The following is a 17,390-nucleotide window of genomic DNA, read 5'->3' as shown; positions in this document are numbered from 1 at the left end:
AAAATAGAGGTTGACTGAAGATGTGTTTTGGTGTAAAATTAAGATACGGATAAATACGTTACTTTCTTTTTATAAAACGTGTTTCTGTTCTAATTTAACATAGTTTTTGAATTTAATCAATGATAATAAGATAAACCTTGGTTCTGCGTGGCGTGGATCAAGGTTTTTTTGTGTTTTTCTTTAAGGAAGAATTGCAATTTTATTGAGGAGAATGTAAGTAAAGCAAAGAAGAAAATCAGGAATAGGGGGATACTGATGCAAAAATATTTTGAGGAAGCGCATCGTTTTTGTTCTCGTAATAGAAAGCACTTAGAAAAGGATGTTATATGTGGTTGTTTCTATTGTTTAGAAATTTTTCATCCAGAAAAAATTACAGAGTGGTGGGATGATGATAACACAGCAGTTTGTCCGCATTGCGGGATTGACTCTATTATAGGAGAAAATTCTGGATTTAAAATTACAGAAATGTTTTTAAGTGAAATGCATAAAAGATGGTTTTAGTTAAACGAATGAAAAAATAAACTTTCATTAACGAAGAGGATACATAAAAAAGCTCGGGCCGAAGCCCAAGCTTTTTACTTCATTATTTCTTTTCGTCTTTTTTCTCGTCAGCTTTTTGCTCTTTGAAAAGATCTTTTAAATCTTTATCGTCAACTTTTACGTCAGCTTTTTTGATTTCTTTCATCATAAGATCGTTCATGAATTGAGCATCTTGCGTTTTCTCTTGAGCTAGTGATTTTTTAATATCAGCTTTTGCTTTATCGAAAGTAGCATCTGCGTGATTATCAGTTACTTTAATAATATGGTAACCAAATTGTGTTTTTACAGGTTCGCTTACTTCACCTTTTTTCAACTTTTGAGCTGCTTCTTCAAATTCTTTTACCATTTTCCCTGGTCCGAAGAATCCTAAGTCGCCACCTTTTTCTTTTGAACCTGTATCTTCAGAGTATTGTTTTGCTAATTCTTCGAAAGATTTACCTTGAGCAAGTTCATCTTTCACTTTTTTAGCAGTTTCTTCATCTTTTACAAGGATATGACTTGCTTTAATTTCCTTTTTATAATCCTCGAATTTTGCTTTTACATCTTTATCAGTAATCGATTGTTCAACCGCTTTTTCTTGAGCTAATTGAGCACGTACACTATTTTTTATAGTTTCTTCTTTAATACCTTGTTGTTTCATTAGGGTATCGAATTGATCACCGTATTGTTTTTTCATTTCATCGAACTTTTTGTCTACATCTTTGTCTTCAACTTTGTAGTTTTTAATAAGTACTTTTTCCATAACCATGTTGTTTAGTACTTGTTTACCAGCTTGTGTCTTCATTTGATCGTAGAATTCTTCTTTTGTAATGTCACCAGCTTTAGATGTAACGATTTTGTCTGATGATGATGTTCCACATGCTGATAATGCGATTACACTTGTTGCGGCTAAGGCAAGCATAGCTTTCTTCATTCGATAAACACTCCTACTATTATGTATTTTTAATTTATCCTACACCGATGAATTTTAAATTCATAAGAGCCCGATTAAGTCTCACTGATACTTTTGCTTTTTTGTATTGGTAAAGCGCGCTTAACAGGGCTTACCGTGGCTGAGGATAAAGTTTTGATGAATGTTTTGTTCTATAGTATAAGCAATATGTACAAAATTTAATATATCATATTTCGACGCGTTTTCATATTGATAAAGAAAAATTAACCAGTACGTGTCAGATTTTGAAAGTGTGCCATATTGGGCGTATGCCGCATATACAGAATAGAGGAGGGGATGGGGATGAATTCTCAACTTATTTTATTACTTGTACTGTTTATTTTATTGGTTATTGTAGGTATAATTTGCTTATAGAGGAAAAAAGTGAGGAAGGGGCTTTCCTTCCTCACTTTCCATGAAATATAATTTCTATATAACTAGAAATTAATAAAATTGTTATACATACATTAATAACCCGAAAGACACCGGGCTGGCGGCTCGCAGCTATTTGTTTTCGTTCACACAGTGTATGTGTCATGAAATTCGTGTAAAATATAACAAGAAGTGCGAATGCGACAAAAACAACTGTTATAAGTGTCATGAGGCGAGACCTCCTTTTGGCTAAAATACATATACATATATTGTATCACACGATATTTTGTTCGTGTTACAAAATTCAGAAATAGAAGACTTTGTGTTAGAAAGTGAGGGAGAAAATGGACGTTGTTAGAAGATTAGAACAAGCTGAATACTATGTAGACCTACTATTTAAAATGATTGATGAAGAGAAGTGTCCATTTTATTCTTTGATCATAAAGAAAAAAGCTCGTAAAAAAGATATTGAACGTATACTAAATCTTTGTGAAAAACTGAACGAGCAATATGTAGTGGAGAAAGCAGAAGGGCTTCTTTTGTTCGATGCGCTGTTAGATCAATTTGAAAAAGCGCTTCCACATCAGCTCGAAGTACACGAAACTGCGGAAGCGCTAGCAAAACAAGGTTTATTTAAGCCGCTTATGAATGAATTCTTAAGCATGATTGCGAAAAAATAAATAGATTATTTCTTAACTAACTTTTGATCGGATTCTGTAAAGTTCTCTTCAATATCTTCTAATGATTTCTCAAAAATATCGATAAAGTCTTGTCCGTAAATATTACGCAGGATTGCAATCAGTTCGATATTTTCTGGGAACTTCCCATAAAAATTACGAAGTGCAAGAGCCCCATTAAACACTGAATTATTTTCAGGATCATACTCCTCCATTAAGCGAAGTAGTAATTCTTCCCCTTTGTCTGTAATTTCAATGTACGTATTTCGTTTATCATCTTCCTTTTTTGAGAATACAAGATAGCCGCGTTCTTCCAGCTTTTTCGAGAAGTTAAACGCCGTTGATACGTGCATAACTCCAAACTTAGCAATCTCAGAAATAGAAGCCCCTTTTAAATGATAAGCGATTGTTAAAATATGATGTTCATTAATATTTAAATCGTAAGGTTTAATCCACTGCTGCCAATCTTTCTCTACACATTTCCATAACGCTTTCGATAATTGAGCAATGCGTTGGCTGAAAATCATCGCTTCTTTTACCGAGTAATCTTTTTCTCCACTTTTCATTTACTCACCCACTTTAACATTCTTTTTCATTACTATCTATTATGCCAGTAAAATAAAAATTAATAAAGTCTTTTTGTAAGAATTGTGAAAATTTTTTAACAAAATGACATTCTATACAAATCATGCATAACTATGGAAGCGTTTTATGAGTCGTGAATACATGCGTTGTCCTTACATGTTAATTGATAACATATATTGTAAATGCATAAAAACACGGCATATCTATACGATATGCCGTGTCAAGGTCAATTTATATAAAAAATATTTGTTATATGCAAAAAACTAAGCAGGAATTTGTTTACGCTTTTTCTGGAACAGCTTCTTGCAGTTTCTCAATTGACTTTTGGATGTCTAAAATTTCTTTCTCAATATGGCGCTTGTTTTGAGAAATATCTTGTTTCCAGTTAGAAAGCGTGTCTTGCATGTCATCTTTTAATTCTTGAAACACTTCTTTACCTTCTGAAGCAGTTTCAACAATTTGACGCTTTAATAATTTCGTATCAGCTGTAATATCAGCTAAAGTCTTTTTAATATCATTTCCTTTTTCTTTTAACTTGCCGCGCATGTCTTTACCAGAAGAAGGAGTTGAGAAAAGAACGGCCAGTCCAGCAACTGCTCCCCCGCAAATAACACCTGTAATAAAGGATTTAGCTTTTGACATAAAAGGAAACCTCCTTATTTTTTGTTCGTATTCATGATGTGAAAAAATATGCATATCTTTCTTATATGTGCTATGCACAAACAATCATCCCTGAGCATTTTAAGTGAAGAAACAAGCCATGCGGAATTTGATGACTTCAGGGAAGTGGCTTGTTATGTATTACGCCTTCTTATAGTGTCATTATTTCACACTATTTGCAATTGTACTTGCGATGTTTTGTAAATTTTCCATAGTGTATTCATTTTGGTGTGATTTCCAAACAGCACCGAAACCATCTTTTTCACCGTAGCGTGGAATTAAATGAAGGTGGAAGTGGAACACAGTTTGTCCAGCTTTTTCACCGTTATTGTTAAGTAGGTTAAAGCCAACTGGATTAAACTCTGCTTTAATCGCATTTGCGATTTTTGGAACGACAGAAAAAATGTGTGATGCGATTTCTGGCGTTAACGCAAAAATGTCTTGTTTGTGAACTTTCGGAATAACAAGAGTATGTCCTTTTGTTACTTGACTAATATCTAAAAATGCAAGCACATGTTCATCTTCGTATACTTTTGAGCAAGGGATTTGCCCGTCAATGATTTTACAAAAAATACAATTGTCTGCTGTATGATTCATTGATCTCATCCTTTCAAATATCCTTAGCCGTATTTTACCATAATTACATAAGAGAACAAACACGAAAAACAGGAAGCTGACTCAGCTTCCTGTTTTCTGAAGAGGGATTGAAAAAGCATTATCGTAATTTACGTTTCGCAGACACCTCATTTATTTAAGAAATGCACGGTAAATCGGCTAAAGTTTCTGCCGTAGACACCCCATTTTCAAGTGAAATGAATTGCAATCTTTTATAAAAGGAAATTGTTTATTTTTTAAAACAGTATATGCTCTTTCGGAGACACCCCGTTTCTAAAATGAAACAAATGATCTGGTTATGTGTAAATTTCTTTGTCCAACATGGACACCCCATTTCATGATGACTTAACTATGTTGTTGTACTCATCAATTGGTGGTCGCTTTTTCAATGTGTTCCTTCTTCACTAATTATGATGTCCGCTTTCGGGAAAATATATGCTAATAAATTTAAATTTTTTTTTTTGAGTACATGGATACTATGTAGTACAGCATAATTTTTGGTAAGATGAATATAGAATGAATACTAATGAAGAAAGTGGTGTCGTATGAGCGAGTTATTGCGTGTAGAAAATGTTACAGGAGGATATACGAAACGACCTGTATTAAAAGATGTTTCGTTCTCTGTTAATAAAGGCGAACTTGTCGGCTTAATCGGTTTAAATGGAGCTGGTAAAAGTACGACGATTAAACATATTATCGGTTTAATGGAACCGAAAAAAGGAACTGTCACAATTAATGGGAAAACAATTCGTGATGATATGACAGCGTACCGTTCTAGCTTTTCATTCATTCCAGAAACGCCGGTATTATATGATGAATTAACGTTAGAAGAGCATTTGAAATTAACAGCGATGGCGTACGGTGTTGATGAAAAACAATATGAAGAACGTGTAGGACAACTATTACATGAATTTCGCATGAAAAATCGTTTAAAATGGTTTCCATCTCATTTCTCAAAAGGGATGAAACAAAAAGTAATGATTATGAGCGCGTTTTTAGTTGAGCCATCTCTTTACATAGTAGACGAACCTTTCGTTGGATTAGATCCGTTAGCAATTCAATCTCTTCTTCAAATGATGGATCAAATGAAAAAGAGTGGAGCCGGTATTTTAATGAGCACACATATTTTAGCGACGGCAGAGCGTTATTGTGATTCGTTCATTATTCTGCATCAAGGTGAAGTAAGAGCGAAGGGAACGTTATCTGAGCTGCAATCACAGTTTAATATGCCAGGTGCAACGTTAGATGATATTTACATCGCGCTAACAAAGGAAGAAGATTATGAATAGCACAGCGTTATGGAAAGAACGATTTCGTCACTTTCTAAAAGAAGTTCGTACATATAGTAAATACGTATTTAATGATCATTTGAAATTTATTTTTGTGTTCATCATCGGTGCGGGAGCGTATTATTACCAGCAATGGTTACAAACGTTAACATCTTCGTTTCCAACTGCGCTCGTAATGGCAGTATTAATTGGACTCGTGTTAACAGCTGGATCCATTCAAACGTTATTAAAAGAAGCGGATCTCGTTTACTTACTGCCAGTTGAAGAAAAGTTAAAACCTTACTTCACCAAGGCATTTCTTTTTACATTTATGATTCAGTTATACATAATCGCAATCGTAGCAGCTGCGCTTGCTCCGTTATACTTCCAACAAATGAAGCAAACAGGTGCTGGCTACATATGGATTGTCCTCGCATTTGTCATTGTAAAAGCGTGGAATTTATTCGTCGCGTGGGAAAAGTCATTTTTAACAGATCAAAATATACAAAGGGCTGATTGGTTTATTCGTTTTATCTTAAACGGTTTATTTGTATATTTCCTTGTAGAACGTACTTCAGTTCTTGTTATTGGCGGAATCGTTCTGCTCATGGTGTTATATCTTGCTATCATGCATCAAATGGTAAAAGGAAAGCCGCTAAACTGGGAGTATTTAATTTCTGAAGAAGGTAAGAAAATGATGCTGCTGTACCGAATTGCGAATATGTTCGTTGATGTACCAGCATTAAAAGAAAGAGTATCTCGCCGAAAATGGCTGGATTTCATTCTGTCGATAATCGGCGAAAAGCGTACATATTTATACTTATATACGAGAACGTTTTTACGATCGGGTAACTATTTCGGCTTATATGTGCGCCTGCTCGCTCTTGGAGGGGTTATTCTTTACTTCATTCCGTTTTTATATGGACGATTTATCGTAAGCCTTATTTTCTTATACTTAATCGGTTATCAGCTATTAACTTTATGGAAGCATCACCGCATGAAGATTTGGCTTGATTTGTATCCGGTCGGGGGAGAAGAGAAGAAGAAAGATTTTCTTACTTTATTAAATGCAATTCTTCTTACTGGCAGCGTTGTATTTACAGTTATATTTGCCCTTGCGACGAAAGATTTCATGATGACGGGAATTTTACTAGTCGTGAGCATAGTATTTAGTATCGGTTTCGTTTATCAATACGGGGCAAAACGTATTGAGCGTTTAAATTGAAGGGAATGAACCTATGATTACATATGAAGAAAAGGTTATAAAAGAGCTGGAGCAGTGGAAAGCTACATTCATGAAAGATTCTTCTATGATGACACGGTTCTCAAAGAAAGTGCAGACGAAAGTACAACAGCTTATTCCGGCGAAAGTGCAAAAAGTATTAACAGAAACGATTCGGATGATGGTACAAACAATTAGCGCCGGATCAAACTTTATAAAGCCGAAATTAAAAGAGACGAACTGGTCATTGCAAAGACGAGACGATGAAGTACGTAAAAAAATGGATGAGTACAAAAAAATAGCAGCGGCAGAAGGAGCAGGGACGGGAGCAGGCGGTATTCTCCTTGGCCTTGCTGACTTTCCGCTTCTACTCGGCATTAAAATTAAATTTTTATTCGATGCAGCAACATTGTACGGATTTGATACGAGCGACAAAGAAGAGCGCCTTTTTATCCTTCACGTTTTCCAACTTGCCTTTTCAAGTGACGACCACCGAAAAGAAATATGGAAAGCCATCGAAACGTGGGATACAGAAGAAGAAAACCATATGGACTGGGAAAAGTTCCAAACAGAGTACCGAGACTATATCGATTTAGCAAAAATGCTTCAGCTCGTACCCATAATCGGTGCCCCAGTCGGCGCGTATGCGAACTATCAATTACTGCAAAGACTTGGGGAAGTAACGATGAATTGTTATCGTATGCGGTTGCTGAATAGGGATTAAAAAGAAAGCATCCTAAATTTGTGATTTAGGATGCTTTTTTGTTTTAATGATTAATACTTCAAAAGAAGGTATAATTCAGATTGTCTTTTCAGTGTTTTAGGCTGAAATTAGTAGTAGAGATAGAACCGATATTATAATCATCCTTATAATCAATTGAAGTAGTAAATTTCTTATTTGTATCATCTTTGATATGACCAGTTATAAAAATAGTTTCGATATCATTAGAAGGAAATCGATGATTCGTAATAGTCACTTCTAAATTCTCTTTTTCTTTGAAATACTGAATGGTTTCTTCTGTTGCTTTATTAACAATTTGTTGTTCCTCATTCTTTTGATCTATAGTACAACCTCCTAAAAGGATAAGTGTAAAAATAAAGAATAATCTTATAGCATATTTTTTCACGAATAATCACTCCGTTAATAGTGCGTTATATTCCTCTTCAATAAATTTTATATTCACTGGACATTGTGTGGTGAAGCATAAAGGAAAGGCAATCTAAAGTGCCCGGATTATTAGTTTTTAAGCTCTAAATTTTTTGAATGAGACATACAGCTTATATGCTAATCTCCTACATCATATTCTTCGTCCATAGAAAAAACCTTATTTTTGTTATCTTTAACATGTCCGTTTATAAAAACTATTTGAACATCATTGGGAGCATATAGGAATGCCTTAGATAAAAATTATGGGAAGTGTTAGTATTTTAATTTTAAACTTTTACTTTTAGAAATTGAACCTATCGTGTATTTCTCTCCGCTATATTTAATAGTTATATTAAATGTTTTGTCTTTATCATCTTTGACATGTCCAGAAATATAAATGGATTGTAAGTCTTTAGGACCAAACTCATGCCCAGTAATTACTACATCCAAATTTTGCTTTTCCTTAAAGTATGTAATGGTTGTCGCTTTTGCTTCTCTTACTACTTGTTCTTCATTGTTTTTTTGATCCATGGTACATCCCTCTAAAGTACTTAAAATAAGTATAAATAATAAACAAAAACTAAATTTTTTAATAATAATATCCATATGTATCCTCCGAAAATGTTATCTTAATTATAAGAATATATCAAATGTTGTAGGAGAAAAATGTTTTGAGTAATAAAAATGAAGTTTTAGATTCTACTTTTTATCAATTAGCAGAAACTACGTAGGAATCTGATAAATATATTGAAGAAGTTGTTATTACCAATAAAGATGGTCGAAGTTTACAAGTATAGGAAAAGGGAGGAACATTCCAAGATAAATCGGAATGGACCCAGTGGTCTTTGAATGAGATATAAATGGGAAAAAGCAAGTTATGGTATCTTTCCGAGGGACAGAAGGGAATAAAATTATAGAGAAAAACTCTTTAGGCATTCCGATGAAACCAGGGGAAGGTATGAAGGATTTAAAAACAGATACTAATCATTTTGTTAAGAAAAAATTTTATATGCTAAAGTATTTTACGCAAAAAAGACACCTTAAGGTGTCTTCAATAGACTTGGTAACCAAACTCTATATATTATATTAATCTTAAGTATTATTAAAGTTTTTTAGATTTATTATTAATAATTTAATTTAAAGTTTTCAGAACGAGATATAGAACCGACCCTATATTCCCCATCACCAAATTCTACATCTACTGAGAATTCTTTACTTTTATCATCTTTAACATAACCATCTATAAATACAGTTTGAAAATCATTTGGAGGAAAGCTATGCCCTGTAATTACTACATCTAAATTATGTTTTTCTTTAAAATATTGAATGGTTGTTTCTTCTGCTCTATTAACGATTTGTTGTTCCTCATTTTTTTTATCCATACTACACCCTCCTATAAACATTAATATAAAGACCATCATTAATCCTAAATAATATTTTTTCAATCAATAAGCCTCCTTGAATGTTATCATATATTTAGGATATCTTAAAATTCTTGGGAGGGGAAATGTTTTGAGTGAAAATGATCAAGTATTAGACTTAAGTTATTATCAATTAGCAAAAGGGGCTTATCGTAATGATAAGCAATTAAAAAAAGAATTTGATGTTAAAGATACTCATGATAATATTGTCCAAACATGGAAAGTAGGAGAAACATTCCACGACAAACAAACCGGAATGGACGCAGTAGTCTTTGAACGAGATGTCGATGGGAAGAAGCAAGTTATGGTAGCTTTCCGAGGAACAGAAGGGGATAAAATTATAGAGAAAAACTCTTTAGGCATTCCGATGAAGCCAGGGGAAGGTATGAAGGATTTAAAAACAGATACTAATCATTTTGTATTACGAGAAGGTGTTCATGAACCAGCAGCACCTCCTGTAGCAGGGACTGAGAATGAAGGTTCAAAGAAATATTGGAATGAAGAGAATCAGCGCTGGGAAACACATAATCAATTCGAACAAGCTGAAAGGGTCATGAAACAAGTAACGGATACATACAAGGACAGGGATGATGTAGAGATATATACGACGGGTCATTCGTTAGGGGGAGCTTTAGCGGAGTATGCAGCGGCATCTAATGATAATGTAAGATGTATGTCATGGAATGCGCCGAGTGCAAAACATTTGTTACCGCCTGATTTACAAGAAAGAGCAAATAATGGTGAGTTTAATAATAGAATTGTAAGTGTTGTTCACGGAAATGATTCAATTGGCTATGGACCATTTGGTGCATATGAAAGTCATATAGGCTCTACTTATGCGGTAACCCCACCAATTTCGAAAGAAGAAATGTCAAAGCTATCATTACAGCAAAAGCTTGGGATGGATGTTACTCGATTTTTAAATTCGATAAGTGGCCCTGGTTATCATTATCAAACAGATCAGAACTTCCGGTTTGGAGAGAATGGATCTTTATCAAATAAATACTTGTTAAATGTAGACACGAATGAAAGAGTTTATGATTCACCAGGCGCGTTATTAGGCGGGGGAGAGATTCGTGTAGTGGTAGAGAATTTAGAACAAGCTGTAAGAGATATGAAGCGAAACGCGCAAGAATTTCAAGATAGAGTACCGAGGTTAATTTCTAATATGATGACATTATTAGAAACGGCTGAAAGTAGACGGGTAGAAGCTAAAGTAAATAATATACGTGCACATGTAGAGCATTTAAGTTTTTGGTACATACGAACAGCAACGGAAATTTCAGATTTTATTGAGAAGAAAGCCGAGGATTATAAGAAGACGGATCAACAATATTAAGGGAGAAGATTAAGATGCCGAGAATTTACTTAAATGAAGAAGCATTGAGCCAAGCTTTACAACAATTTGACCATATGATTCAAGATTTAAACCATAATAAAAGAGTGGTAAGTACTGTACATGATTTACTCTTATCAAGCTGGTCTCAACTTGGAGTAGGGAAAAAAGCCATTAGCGATTTAGAATCTTTTAAAAAAGATATTGAAAGAAGAATGGAAGAATTAGAGTCTGATAAAAGAGAGTTAAAGGGTGCGATTGATTTATTAAAAGCGCTAGATCAAAGTTATGATTACATGGGGCCTAAATATTAGATTACAAGAAGCACTCACAACGGTGCTTTTTGTGATTTAACTGGATTAAAGATTATTGTAGTAATTATTAAGGAATATGATCCAGATTCATAATATAGATTGAAAAAGTAATATATAGTTTTGAATCAAACTTGCAAACGATAATTTTTTATTTTACAATTTACTTACCGACCGGTAAGTAAAAATAAGTGAGGTACAATATGACGAAGAATTTACAAACATCGCAGAACATTGTAGAGGCATCATTTAAACTTATGGCAGAACACGGCATTGAGAAGATGAGTCTTTCCATGATTGCGAAAGAGGTAGGTATTTCAAAACCGGCTATTTACTATCATTTTTCTTCTAAAGAAGCGTTAGTTGATTTTTTATTTGAAGAGATTTTTTCTGATTATCATTTTGCAAATTACTTCGATAAAGAGCAGTATACGAAAGAAAACTTTGCAGAAAAGCTAATCGCAGATGGTTTACATATGCTCTCTGAGTATGAAGGGCAAGAAGGAATACTACGCGTTATCAATGAATTTATCGTAACTGCATCGCGAAATGAAAAGTACCAGAAACGTTTATTTGAAATACAAGAGGATTTCTTACATGGTTTCCACGATTTATTGAAGAAAGGCGCGAGACTGGGCGTTGTGTCACAACATGAAACGGAAGAAAATGCTCATACGCTAGCGCTTGTGATCGATAATATGAGCAACTATATGCTCATGGGATTCCATTTAAAGTATAAAGAAATTTGGATTCGAAATGTGAAAAACGTCATGAAGGAGGAGTAAAGATGAAAATGCAAAAAAACTGGTGGCTCGGTTTTCTTGGATTTATTGGGATTTATAAAATACCAGGTATGATTGAAGCTTTTCAAGCGGATGGAAGTTGGCTAAAGTTAATCGGTTTCATTTGGTTACTTTGGTTCGGATATTTTATTCCGGAGAAGAAAGAAGATTAAATTTCAATTTTCTGTAAAGTTATGTAAAATATAGATTGGGAGTATTCATATATTAGATTACTAGATTTGGAGTGGTTACATGGGTCCATTGAAAAATGAAATTCACCCTGACATGGTCAAGGTGTGGAAAGTTCGTGCTGTAATTGAAGAAGGGATTGGTATACTCGTCATTTTAGCTTACCTTTTCCTCATGATAAAGTTTGATTGGTGGGCGTGGATTTTGTATGTAATGATTGGGCTAACAGTTGTGTTCGCACCATTTTCGTACTTCTTATTCCCGAAACTACGTCAACGTTATTACAGCTACCAACTAAATGAAGAAGAGCTTGAAATTCAGCACGGTCTTTTTGTCGTAAAGCGCGTATTAGTACCGATGATTCGTGTGCAGCACGTAACGATTGAACAAGGACCAATTATGAGAAAATATGGCTTAGCAGAATTACACATTTCAACAGCAGCAACTTCTCATAGCATCCCAGGCTTAACGATGTATGAAGCAGAAATGTTGAAAACGAAAATCGCAGAATTAGCGAAAGTGAGTGATGAGGATGTATAAGAGGCAGCATCCAATCACGATGTTATTAGAATTAAAAATAACAGATTTTATACCACTCATTATTTTCATGTTTAGCTTAAACGGAAAATTCCCGTTTTGGTATTTAATTCCCGCAGCATTTGGTTTACTCACCGTTTTTTCAGCATTTGAAAAATGGTATTACACAACATATTGGATTGAAAATAACGTATTACATGTGAAAAAAGGTCTCTTCGTGAAAAAGGAGAGCTACTTAAATAAAGAACGTGTTCAAACGATTAATACAAGTTCTAACGTGCTCTATCAAATGCTCGGTTTAAAGAAAATTCAAATCGAAACAGCTGGTGGGGGCGATGAAGCAGAAGTTAGCTTAGCTGGTATTACGGCAGAAGAAGCGGCGGAGCTTATTACTTTGCTAAATGAGCCAACTCCAGAAGTGAAAGCAGAAGGAATGTTAGACGAAGCAACAGAAAATGTAGTAGAAAAAGAAATTGTTACAGAAGAAAAACAAGCGACAGAATATAAATTAACTTGGAAAGAGATTTTATTAGCATCTGTTACATCTGGTCAATTTGGACTATTATTCTCTTTAATCTTTTTCGTCTATCACCAAGTAGATGAGTACATTCCGAAATGGATAGAGAATGGCGTAAAGTCGTATGTAATGGAACATGATATATATGGCTGGATTTTCATGGTAGCCATGTTACTCGTTCTTTCTTGGATTATATCTACAATCGGTTACGCGTTAAAACATGGCGATTTCACAGTGAATCGAAGAAATGACGAAGTCCGCATTTCGCAAGGATTACTTGAGAAAAAAGAGCTCGTACTAAAATTGCATCGTATTCAAGGTATTACGATAAAAGAAAGTATTTTACGCCAACCATTCGGTTATTGTGCTGTGCAAGTAGAAGTCATTCAAAGTAAAGGAATGGGTGACGAAAAAGAAAAGGTTACACTGCACCCAATCATTCGAAAAGATCGAGTACAACAGTTACTCGCCCATTTACAATTACCATACGAACTGAATGCAAACATTATTGCATTACCAAAAGCAGCATTACGCCGCTATCTCATTGATAGTTTCATTTTCTTCGCAATGCTAGCAATCCCGCTTCTTGGAATAAGTATATACTCTGAAAAGCACTTCATCATGTGGGCATTAATTCCGCTCGCAATCCTTATCTTTACACTTGGATACGCAACATTTAAAACAAATGGTTACAGTGTTAACGGAGAACAAATTACACTTGTCTATCGTAGCGTCGGAAAATATACAGGACTTATTAGAAGAAGACATGTCCAATCAATGGAGAAGACACAATCATATTTCCAGCGCCGTGCGGATTTATGTACGTATAAGTTTTCGAGTGCATCATCTAGTTATAAAATAGAGCATACGAGAGTAGAAGATGCGGAGAGAATGCAGAATTGGTATAAGAAGAAGTTAAGTGAGAAATAACTTGAGAAAGCTTGCCTATTATGAAGGGCAAGCTTTTTTGTTATAGGGAAAAGAGTCGTTTAATCCATATATTAGTACAACTACAGCACACATGTATCAATACGTATGCAAAAAGGAGTATGCTTCTGTTTTAGGAAAATATGTGGAATTTTTGATATAAATGGTATACTAAAATACAAATAGTATTAGGAGGTTATATATGATAAGTCAGTTGAAAAGAGAAGCACTTGATGCATTAAAAGGAAGATGGGGATTAGCGGTAGGGGCAACTTTATTAATTGGAATCCTTATTGGAGCTGTTGAAATGCTAACAACAGGTATTTTCTCGATATTTTGGGGTTGGGAAGAGGCAAGTGATTCACTTACAGTAAGTATTATAGTAATGCTTGTTATTGGTCCATTAACAATAGGTGCCTATTATCTTGTTTTAAATGCAATTCGTGGGACTGATGCTCGCATTGGTCATATATTTAGATGGTTTAGCGATGGAAGTAAGTTGATGAAGTCGTTTTTAACATATTTACTAATGTATGTATACTTGACTCTATGGACATTACTTCTTATTATTCCAGGTATTATTAAATCATTTTCTTATTCTATGACATATTTTATTTTGAATGATCATCCAGAATATACAGCGAATCAAGCGATTACTGAGAGTCGTCATATGATGAATGGACATAAAATGGATTACTTTTTACTATGCTTAAGTTTCTTAGGCTGGTTCATATTAAGTATTCTTACTATAGGAATCGGTTTCTTATGGTTAGCACCGTATTTCTACGCGACATCAGCCGCATTTTATGAAGAGATTTCAAAAGAATATTATAAAAAAGAAGGCACTACTTTCTAATAACCACCTATCCCCTAAAGAATATAGGGCACAGATAGTTTAGATGTTCTGTTTAGGGGGGATTTCAGGATAAGGTATAGGTTTTTATATAAAAATTATGCCCTCTATGTTTTAGCATAGAGGGCTATTTTTTTTGTGAAAGTAATGAATAATATATGTGAAACAAAAAAAGTGAGGTGAATGAGAGTGAGCAAATTTTTAATACCGTATTCATTTTCTATATTAAGTTTCTTTATTTCAGCAACAGCACTTGATTTATATGATAGGTTGGGAAACAATAGTGAGCTGGTTTCGCCGAACATAATTGGAAAGATAATTCAATCTACTGCGCAAATGGGAGTCCTTACATTATATTTCGGAGTACCTATCATTTTAGGTGGCTGTCTACTTGGTGAGCTATTGTTTAGAGGTATCATTTTACGATTTAAACTAAGCTATATTCTATCTTTATTATTATATTTACTTTTAGCTTTTAGTATTGTTTCTGTAACGGTTGGAATTCCAACTACATATGAGGATTCTAATACTACTTTCATGGTAATAACTATGATTTGCGCTGTTACATTCTTTATGGGCCGGAATATATGGGAGAAAAAAGAAATGAATAATGGAGTAACAGAATGAAATATACATGTCCGTGCTGCGGGTATAGAACAATAGAAGAAGAACCACCAGGTACATATGAAATTTGTAATATATGTTACTGGGAAGATGATGAGGTACAGTTTAACGATCCTGACTTTGAAGGCGGGGCAAATGAAGTCTCGTTAAGACAAGCACAGAAAAACTTCATTGCATTTGGTGCTTGCGAGGAATGTTTTGTGAAATCAGTTAGAAAGCCGACTAGCGAAGATGTGAAGGATACTAGTTGGAAGCAAATTAGTTAAATAGATTTAAATAAAAATGTTATTACTCGATGTAACAAGAGTAATAACATTTTTTTATGTAATGATGAAAGAATTAACGGCGTCTTATAAGGTAAAATAATAAAGATGATAACGTAATAGGTAGGCCTGTTTCCAAAAAGGCTTCTAAATTAAAGGATAGAAAATATCGGTCGTTAAACAACATAAAGAAGAAATGATTGTAGGAAATACCTAACACTATAAATAAAGGAATACCGATTTTTAATTCGTGACTTCCTCTTATTTTTCTATAACAAAATTCGCCTATTAAACAACCGATAAAAACAGGAATACTTCCAAGAATTGAAAGCATAATAATAGATACCCAAATCGGCCCCCATGAATCCGCATAATTTGGAACGCTTGTATACTGTAAAAACATTCACAATGATAGAAAAAAACAATAAGCATATTAAATAACTAATAGAAAATTTTTTCAATGGAATCATCCTTATAAAATTTCACTTTATTTTTATGAAAATATAAACCTCTTTAAATTATAGATTAGATGTATAAGGATAATCAATTTTTATACATTTCGTGTTTATGGATATATTTTCAATAAATACAAAAGTATAGATGTATAGTCAGCTTTGTGTGTTTAATGTTATCATATTGAATGATATGGAAATTTTTAATAGAATAAGTAACTAAAAATTCAAAGGTAATGAAGCTTTTGTTGTATAAAGAAAATACTTAGTAGTAATCAACAATATTAAAAATAAGATTCGTATTTATATAAATTTAGTAGAAATGGGGTTTTAAAAAGGAATGAGTATAAGCATAACGCGGCAAAAGATTTTGGCGGCCGCTTCTCAAATTGTGCAATGTAAAGGGGTTGCTAAATTAACCTTAGAAGCAGTGGCAAAAGAGGCGGGTGTAAGTAAAGGTGGATTATTGTATCACTTTTCAAATAAAGAAGCTTTAATAGAAGGTATGATAGTCAGAGGGGTAGAGGATTATGAGGGAGCCATTTACAATAAAGTAGCGGAAGACGCAGAGAAGAAAGGGAGATGGGTTCGCTCTTTTGTAGAGGAAAGATTAAATAATGAGAGAAGAACAGAAGAGTTATCTAGTAGTATGATGGCAGCATTCATGTTAAAACCTGAATTACTTGAGCCATTACAACAATCATTTCAGCAACTGCAAAAGAATATAGAAAATGATGAGATAGATTCAGTTTGTGCAACAATTATTAGATTAGCAGCAGATGGATTATGGTATTCGGAATATTTAGGGGTTGGAAGACTAAGCCCCGAGTTAAGAGAAAAAGTGATTCAAGCTCTTATTGGTAATTCATATAAATAGAATATACGAACTATATAATGCGAAAATAATTCACCATTGCTTCTTTAATGCAGTCGTGAATTATTTTTTTTATTAGAAAAATAGAACAATTTTATAGAGTATTGAATTATAACCGTCCAGACGGTATAGTAATATTTGGTTTAAGAGGAAAATGAAACAAAAAAAGAATAAAAGATATTTTTAGCACACTATTCGAAAGGATAGGCCGCAAAGCTTAGAGTCTACGGTAATACATATTGGTTACTAAGATCGTCTGGTTGCACATTTTTGATGCAACCGGACGG

The 17,390-nt window shown here is 33.9% G+C and carries 23 protein-coding genes, 2 pseudogenes and 1 riboswitch; of the genes and pseudogenes, 16 read left to right on the top strand and 9 right to left on the bottom strand.

The features are described from left to right. Nucleotides 1-255: 255 nt before the first annotated feature. Complete coding sequence (locus ACO6VI_RS15650) at nucleotides 256-501, top strand: hypothetical protein (RefSeq protein ID WP_001174905.1); 246 nt, start codon at nucleotides 256-258, stop codon at nucleotides 499-501. 82 nt (nucleotides 502-583) lie between these two features. Here the strand turns inward: ACO6VI_RS15650 and prsA are convergent, their stop codons facing one another. Together prsA and ACO6VI_RS15640 are read right to left on the bottom strand one after the other, a co-directional pair. Beyond that, entirely contained in the window at nucleotides 584-1,453 is an 870-nt protein-coding gene (gene prsA / locus ACO6VI_RS15645) for a peptidylprolyl isomerase PrsA (protein WP_023521358.1), read from the bottom strand. Between the two features lie 424 nt (nucleotides 1,454-1,877). Continuing rightward, nucleotides 1,878-2,072 carry a hypothetical protein gene (locus tag ACO6VI_RS15640; RefSeq protein WP_000172690.1) on the bottom strand — a complete coding sequence of 65 codons (195 nt, stop codon included), beginning with the start codon at nucleotides 2,070-2,072 and terminating at the stop codon, nucleotides 1,878-1,880. 115 nt (nucleotides 2,073-2,187) lie between these two features. Between ACO6VI_RS15640 and ACO6VI_RS15635 the strand changes: the two genes are divergently transcribed. Beyond that, complete coding sequence (locus tag ACO6VI_RS15635) at nucleotides 2,188-2,523, top strand: DUF1878 family protein (RefSeq protein WP_000383655.1); 336 nt, start codon at nucleotides 2,188-2,190, stop codon at nucleotides 2,521-2,523. 5 nt (nucleotides 2,524-2,528) lie between these two features. Here ACO6VI_RS15635 and ACO6VI_RS15630 read toward each other — a convergent pair whose 3' ends face one another. From ACO6VI_RS15630 to ACO6VI_RS15620, 3 genes are all read right to left on the bottom strand, one after another. Further along, entirely contained in the window at nucleotides 2,529-3,086 is a 558-nt protein-coding gene (locus ACO6VI_RS15630; protein ID WP_000834924.1) for an HTH-type transcriptional regulator Hpr, read from the bottom strand. A gap of 298 nt (nucleotides 3,087-3,384) precedes the next feature. Next, complete coding sequence (locus ACO6VI_RS15625; RefSeq protein WP_000030302.1) at nucleotides 3,385-3,747, bottom strand: YtxH domain-containing protein; 363 nt, start codon at nucleotides 3,745-3,747, stop codon at nucleotides 3,385-3,387. A 180-nt stretch (nucleotides 3,748-3,927) separates the two neighbouring features. Further along, nucleotides 3,928-4,362, bottom strand: coding sequence for an HIT family protein (locus ACO6VI_RS15620; protein WP_001016835.1), 435 nt, complete (start codon nucleotides 4,360-4,362; stop codon nucleotides 3,928-3,930). A 563-nt stretch (nucleotides 4,363-4,925) separates the two neighbouring features. On the opposite strand from ACO6VI_RS15620, the gene ecsA reads away from it, so the two are divergent. Genes ecsA through ecsC form a run of 3 tightly spaced genes read left to right on the top strand, consistent with a single transcriptional unit; the run spans nucleotide 4,926 to nucleotide 7,594 of the window. Continuing rightward, entirely contained in the window at nucleotides 4,926-5,669 is a 744-nt protein-coding gene (ecsA, locus tag ACO6VI_RS15615; RefSeq protein ID WP_001292598.1) for an ABC transporter ATP-binding protein EcsA, read from the top strand. Continuing rightward, nucleotides 5,662-6,873 (top strand): ABC transporter permease EcsB, encoded by a 1,212-nt coding sequence (ecsB, locus tag ACO6VI_RS15610; protein WP_088020728.1) that lies wholly within the window; start codon nucleotides 5,662-5,664, stop codon nucleotides 6,871-6,873. Before ecsA ends, ecsB begins: the two co-directional genes overlap by 8 nt. Nucleotides 6,874-6,886: 13 nt before the next feature. Continuing rightward, nucleotides 6,887-7,594 carry an ecs operon protein EcsC gene (gene ecsC, locus ACO6VI_RS15605; protein WP_000634126.1) on the top strand — a complete coding sequence of 236 codons (708 nt, stop codon included), beginning with the start codon at nucleotides 6,887-6,889 and terminating at the stop codon, nucleotides 7,592-7,594. A gap of 88 nt (nucleotides 7,595-7,682) precedes the next feature. Here ecsC and ACO6VI_RS15600 read toward each other — a convergent pair whose 3' ends face one another. Then, on the bottom strand, nucleotides 7,683-7,997 hold the full coding sequence (locus ACO6VI_RS15600) for a hypothetical protein (protein ID WP_000759576.1): 315 nt from the start codon (nucleotides 7,995-7,997) through the stop codon (nucleotides 7,683-7,685). A 293-nt stretch (nucleotides 7,998-8,290) separates the two neighbouring features. Beyond that, the gene (locus ACO6VI_RS15595) at nucleotides 8,291-8,623 is read right to left on the bottom strand and encodes a hypothetical protein (protein ID WP_043924631.1); all 333 of its coding nucleotides are present in this window, start codon (nucleotides 8,621-8,623) and stop codon (nucleotides 8,291-8,293) included. Between the two features lie 203 nt (nucleotides 8,624-8,826). Here ACO6VI_RS15595 and ACO6VI_RS15590 point away from each other — a divergent pair. Then, nucleotides 8,827-9,020, top strand: a pseudogene (locus ACO6VI_RS15590) (hypothetical protein); the annotation flags it as partial. 121 nt (nucleotides 9,021-9,141) lie between these two features. On the opposite strand, the gene ACO6VI_RS15585 reads toward ACO6VI_RS15590, so the two are convergent. Continuing rightward, nucleotides 9,142-9,438 carry a hypothetical protein gene (locus ACO6VI_RS15585; protein WP_371878382.1) on the bottom strand — a complete coding sequence of 99 codons (297 nt, stop codon included), beginning with the start codon at nucleotides 9,436-9,438 and terminating at the stop codon, nucleotides 9,142-9,144. Nucleotides 9,439-9,529: 91 nt separating this feature from the next. On the opposite strand from ACO6VI_RS15585, the gene ACO6VI_RS15580 reads away from it, so the two are divergent. The 9 genes from ACO6VI_RS15580 (at nucleotide 9,530) to ACO6VI_RS15540 (ending at nucleotide 15,780) form a co-directional block, all read left to right on the top strand. After that, nucleotides 9,530-10,777, top strand: coding sequence for a lipase family protein (locus tag ACO6VI_RS15580; RefSeq protein WP_088020727.1), 1,248 nt, complete (start codon nucleotides 9,530-9,532; stop codon nucleotides 10,775-10,777). Nucleotides 10,778-10,791: 14 nt separating this feature from the next. Then, nucleotides 10,792-11,088 carry a hypothetical protein gene (locus ACO6VI_RS15575; RefSeq protein ID WP_002030222.1) on the top strand — a complete coding sequence of 99 codons (297 nt, stop codon included), beginning with the start codon at nucleotides 10,792-10,794 and terminating at the stop codon, nucleotides 11,086-11,088. A gap of 200 nt (nucleotides 11,089-11,288) precedes the next feature. Then, nucleotides 11,289-11,870 carry a TetR/AcrR family transcriptional regulator gene (locus tag ACO6VI_RS15570; RefSeq protein ID WP_016082590.1) on the top strand — a complete coding sequence of 194 codons (582 nt, stop codon included), beginning with the start codon at nucleotides 11,289-11,291 and terminating at the stop codon, nucleotides 11,868-11,870. Nucleotides 11,871-11,872: 2 nt separating this feature from the next. Then, complete coding sequence (locus ACO6VI_RS15565) at nucleotides 11,873-12,040, top strand: hypothetical protein (protein ID WP_000783806.1); 168 nt, start codon at nucleotides 11,873-11,875, stop codon at nucleotides 12,038-12,040. Nucleotides 12,041-12,119: 79 nt separating this feature from the next. Further along, on the top strand, nucleotides 12,120-12,596 hold the full coding sequence (locus tag ACO6VI_RS15560) for a PH domain-containing protein (protein ID WP_071731884.1): 477 nt from the start codon (nucleotides 12,120-12,122) through the stop codon (nucleotides 12,594-12,596). Then, nucleotides 12,589-14,040 (top strand): PH domain-containing protein, encoded by a 1,452-nt coding sequence (locus ACO6VI_RS15555; protein WP_088020726.1) that lies wholly within the window; start codon nucleotides 12,589-12,591, stop codon nucleotides 14,038-14,040. Before ACO6VI_RS15560 ends, ACO6VI_RS15555 begins: the two co-directional genes overlap by 8 nt. Nucleotides 14,041-14,239: 199 nt before the next feature. Next, entirely contained in the window at nucleotides 14,240-14,893 is a 654-nt protein-coding gene (locus ACO6VI_RS15550; protein ID WP_000625399.1) for a DUF975 family protein, read from the top strand. Between the two features lie 180 nt (nucleotides 14,894-15,073). Next, nucleotides 15,074-15,517, top strand: a complete 444-nt coding sequence (locus tag ACO6VI_RS15545; protein ID WP_088020725.1) for a hypothetical protein — start codon at nucleotides 15,074-15,076, stop codon at nucleotides 15,515-15,517. Further along, nucleotides 15,514-15,780 (top strand): CPCC family cysteine-rich protein, encoded by a 267-nt coding sequence (locus ACO6VI_RS15540; RefSeq protein ID WP_000877837.1) that lies wholly within the window; start codon nucleotides 15,514-15,516, stop codon nucleotides 15,778-15,780. Before ACO6VI_RS15545 ends, ACO6VI_RS15540 begins: the two co-directional genes overlap by 4 nt. 73 nt (nucleotides 15,781-15,853) lie before the next feature. On the opposite strand, the pseudogene ACO6VI_RS15535 reads toward ACO6VI_RS15540, so the two are convergent. Next, a pseudogene (locus ACO6VI_RS15535) lies at nucleotides 15,854-16,238 on the bottom strand (hypothetical protein). Between the two features lie 331 nt (nucleotides 16,239-16,569). On the opposite strand from ACO6VI_RS15535, the gene ACO6VI_RS15530 reads away from it, so the two are divergent. Then, nucleotides 16,570-17,106: a TetR/AcrR family transcriptional regulator gene (locus ACO6VI_RS15530; RefSeq protein WP_065223818.1), complete on the top strand. Its 537-nt coding sequence runs from the start codon at nucleotides 16,570-16,572 to the stop codon at nucleotides 17,104-17,106. A 172-nt stretch (nucleotides 17,107-17,278) separates the two neighbouring features. Beyond that, nucleotides 17,279-17,371: riboswitch (cyclic di-GMP riboswitch) on the top strand. Nucleotides 17,372-17,390: the final 19 nt, after the last annotated feature.

The sequence above is a fragment of the Bacillus sp. PSXD-155 genome, assembly GCF_049310765.1.
Lineage (GTDB): Bacteria > Bacillota > Bacilli > Bacillales > Bacillaceae_G > Bacillus_A > Bacillus_A cereus.
The sequence above is the reverse complement of the archived record's forward strand: the minus strand, read 5'-3'. Positions and strand labels throughout refer to the sequence as shown.

Bases quoted from the DNA above. Each gene is read 5' to 3' on its own strand.
- ACO6VI_RS15630 (WP_000834924.1), bottom strand. From the start codon at position 3,086: ATGAAAAGTGGAGAAAAAGATTACTCGGTAAAAGAAGCGATGATTTTC.
- ACO6VI_RS15530 (WP_065223818.1), top strand. From the start codon at position 16,570: ATGAGTATAAGCATAACGCGGCAAAAGATTTTGGCGGCCGCTTCTCAA.
- ACO6VI_RS15635 (WP_000383655.1), top strand. From the start codon at position 2,188: ATGGACGTTGTTAGAAGATTAGAACAAGCTGAATACTATGTAGACCTA.
- ecsB (WP_088020728.1), top strand. From the start codon at position 5,662: ATGAATAGCACAGCGTTATGGAAAGAACGATTTCGTCACTTTCTAAAA.
- ACO6VI_RS15545 (WP_088020725.1), top strand. From the start codon at position 15,074: ATGAGAGTGAGCAAATTTTTAATACCGTATTCATTTTCTATATTAAGT.
- ACO6VI_RS15625 (WP_000030302.1), bottom strand. From the start codon at position 3,747: ATGTCAAAAGCTAAATCCTTTATTACAGGTGTTATTTGCGGGGGAGCA.
- ACO6VI_RS15620 (WP_001016835.1), bottom strand. From the start codon at position 4,362: ATGAATCATACAGCAGACAATTGTATTTTTTGTAAAATCATTGACGGG.
- ACO6VI_RS15650 (WP_001174905.1), top strand. From the start codon at position 256: ATGCAAAAATATTTTGAGGAAGCGCATCGTTTTTGTTCTCGTAATAGA.
- ecsC (WP_000634126.1), top strand. From the start codon at position 6,887: ATGATTACATATGAAGAAAAGGTTATAAAAGAGCTGGAGCAGTGGAAA.
- ACO6VI_RS15570 (WP_016082590.1), top strand. From the start codon at position 11,289: ATGACGAAGAATTTACAAACATCGCAGAACATTGTAGAGGCATCATTT.
- ACO6VI_RS15560 (WP_071731884.1), top strand. From the start codon at position 12,120: ATGGGTCCATTGAAAAATGAAATTCACCCTGACATGGTCAAGGTGTGG.
- ACO6VI_RS15540 (WP_000877837.1), top strand. From the start codon at position 15,514: ATGAAATATACATGTCCGTGCTGCGGGTATAGAACAATAGAAGAAGAA.
- prsA (WP_023521358.1), bottom strand. From the start codon at position 1,453: ATGAAGAAAGCTATGCTTGCCTTAGCCGCAACAAGTGTAATCGCATTA.
- ACO6VI_RS15575 (WP_002030222.1), top strand. From the start codon at position 10,792: ATGCCGAGAATTTACTTAAATGAAGAAGCATTGAGCCAAGCTTTACAA.
- ACO6VI_RS15595 (WP_043924631.1), bottom strand. From the start codon at position 8,623: ATGGATATTATTATTAAAAAATTTAGTTTTTGTTTATTATTTATACTT.
- ACO6VI_RS15640 (WP_000172690.1), bottom strand. From the start codon at position 2,072: ATGACACTTATAACAGTTGTTTTTGTCGCATTCGCACTTCTTGTTATA.
- ACO6VI_RS15550 (WP_000625399.1), top strand. From the start codon at position 14,240: ATGATAAGTCAGTTGAAAAGAGAAGCACTTGATGCATTAAAAGGAAGA.
- ACO6VI_RS15585 (WP_371878382.1), bottom strand. From the start codon at position 9,438: ATGATGGTCTTTATATTAATGTTTATAGGAGGGTGTAGTATGGATAAA.
- ecsA (WP_001292598.1), top strand. From the start codon at position 4,926: ATGAGCGAGTTATTGCGTGTAGAAAATGTTACAGGAGGATATACGAAA.
- ACO6VI_RS15555 (WP_088020726.1), top strand. From the start codon at position 12,589: ATGTATAAGAGGCAGCATCCAATCACGATGTTATTAGAATTAAAAATA.
- ACO6VI_RS15565 (WP_000783806.1), top strand. From the start codon at position 11,873: ATGAAAATGCAAAAAAACTGGTGGCTCGGTTTTCTTGGATTTATTGGG.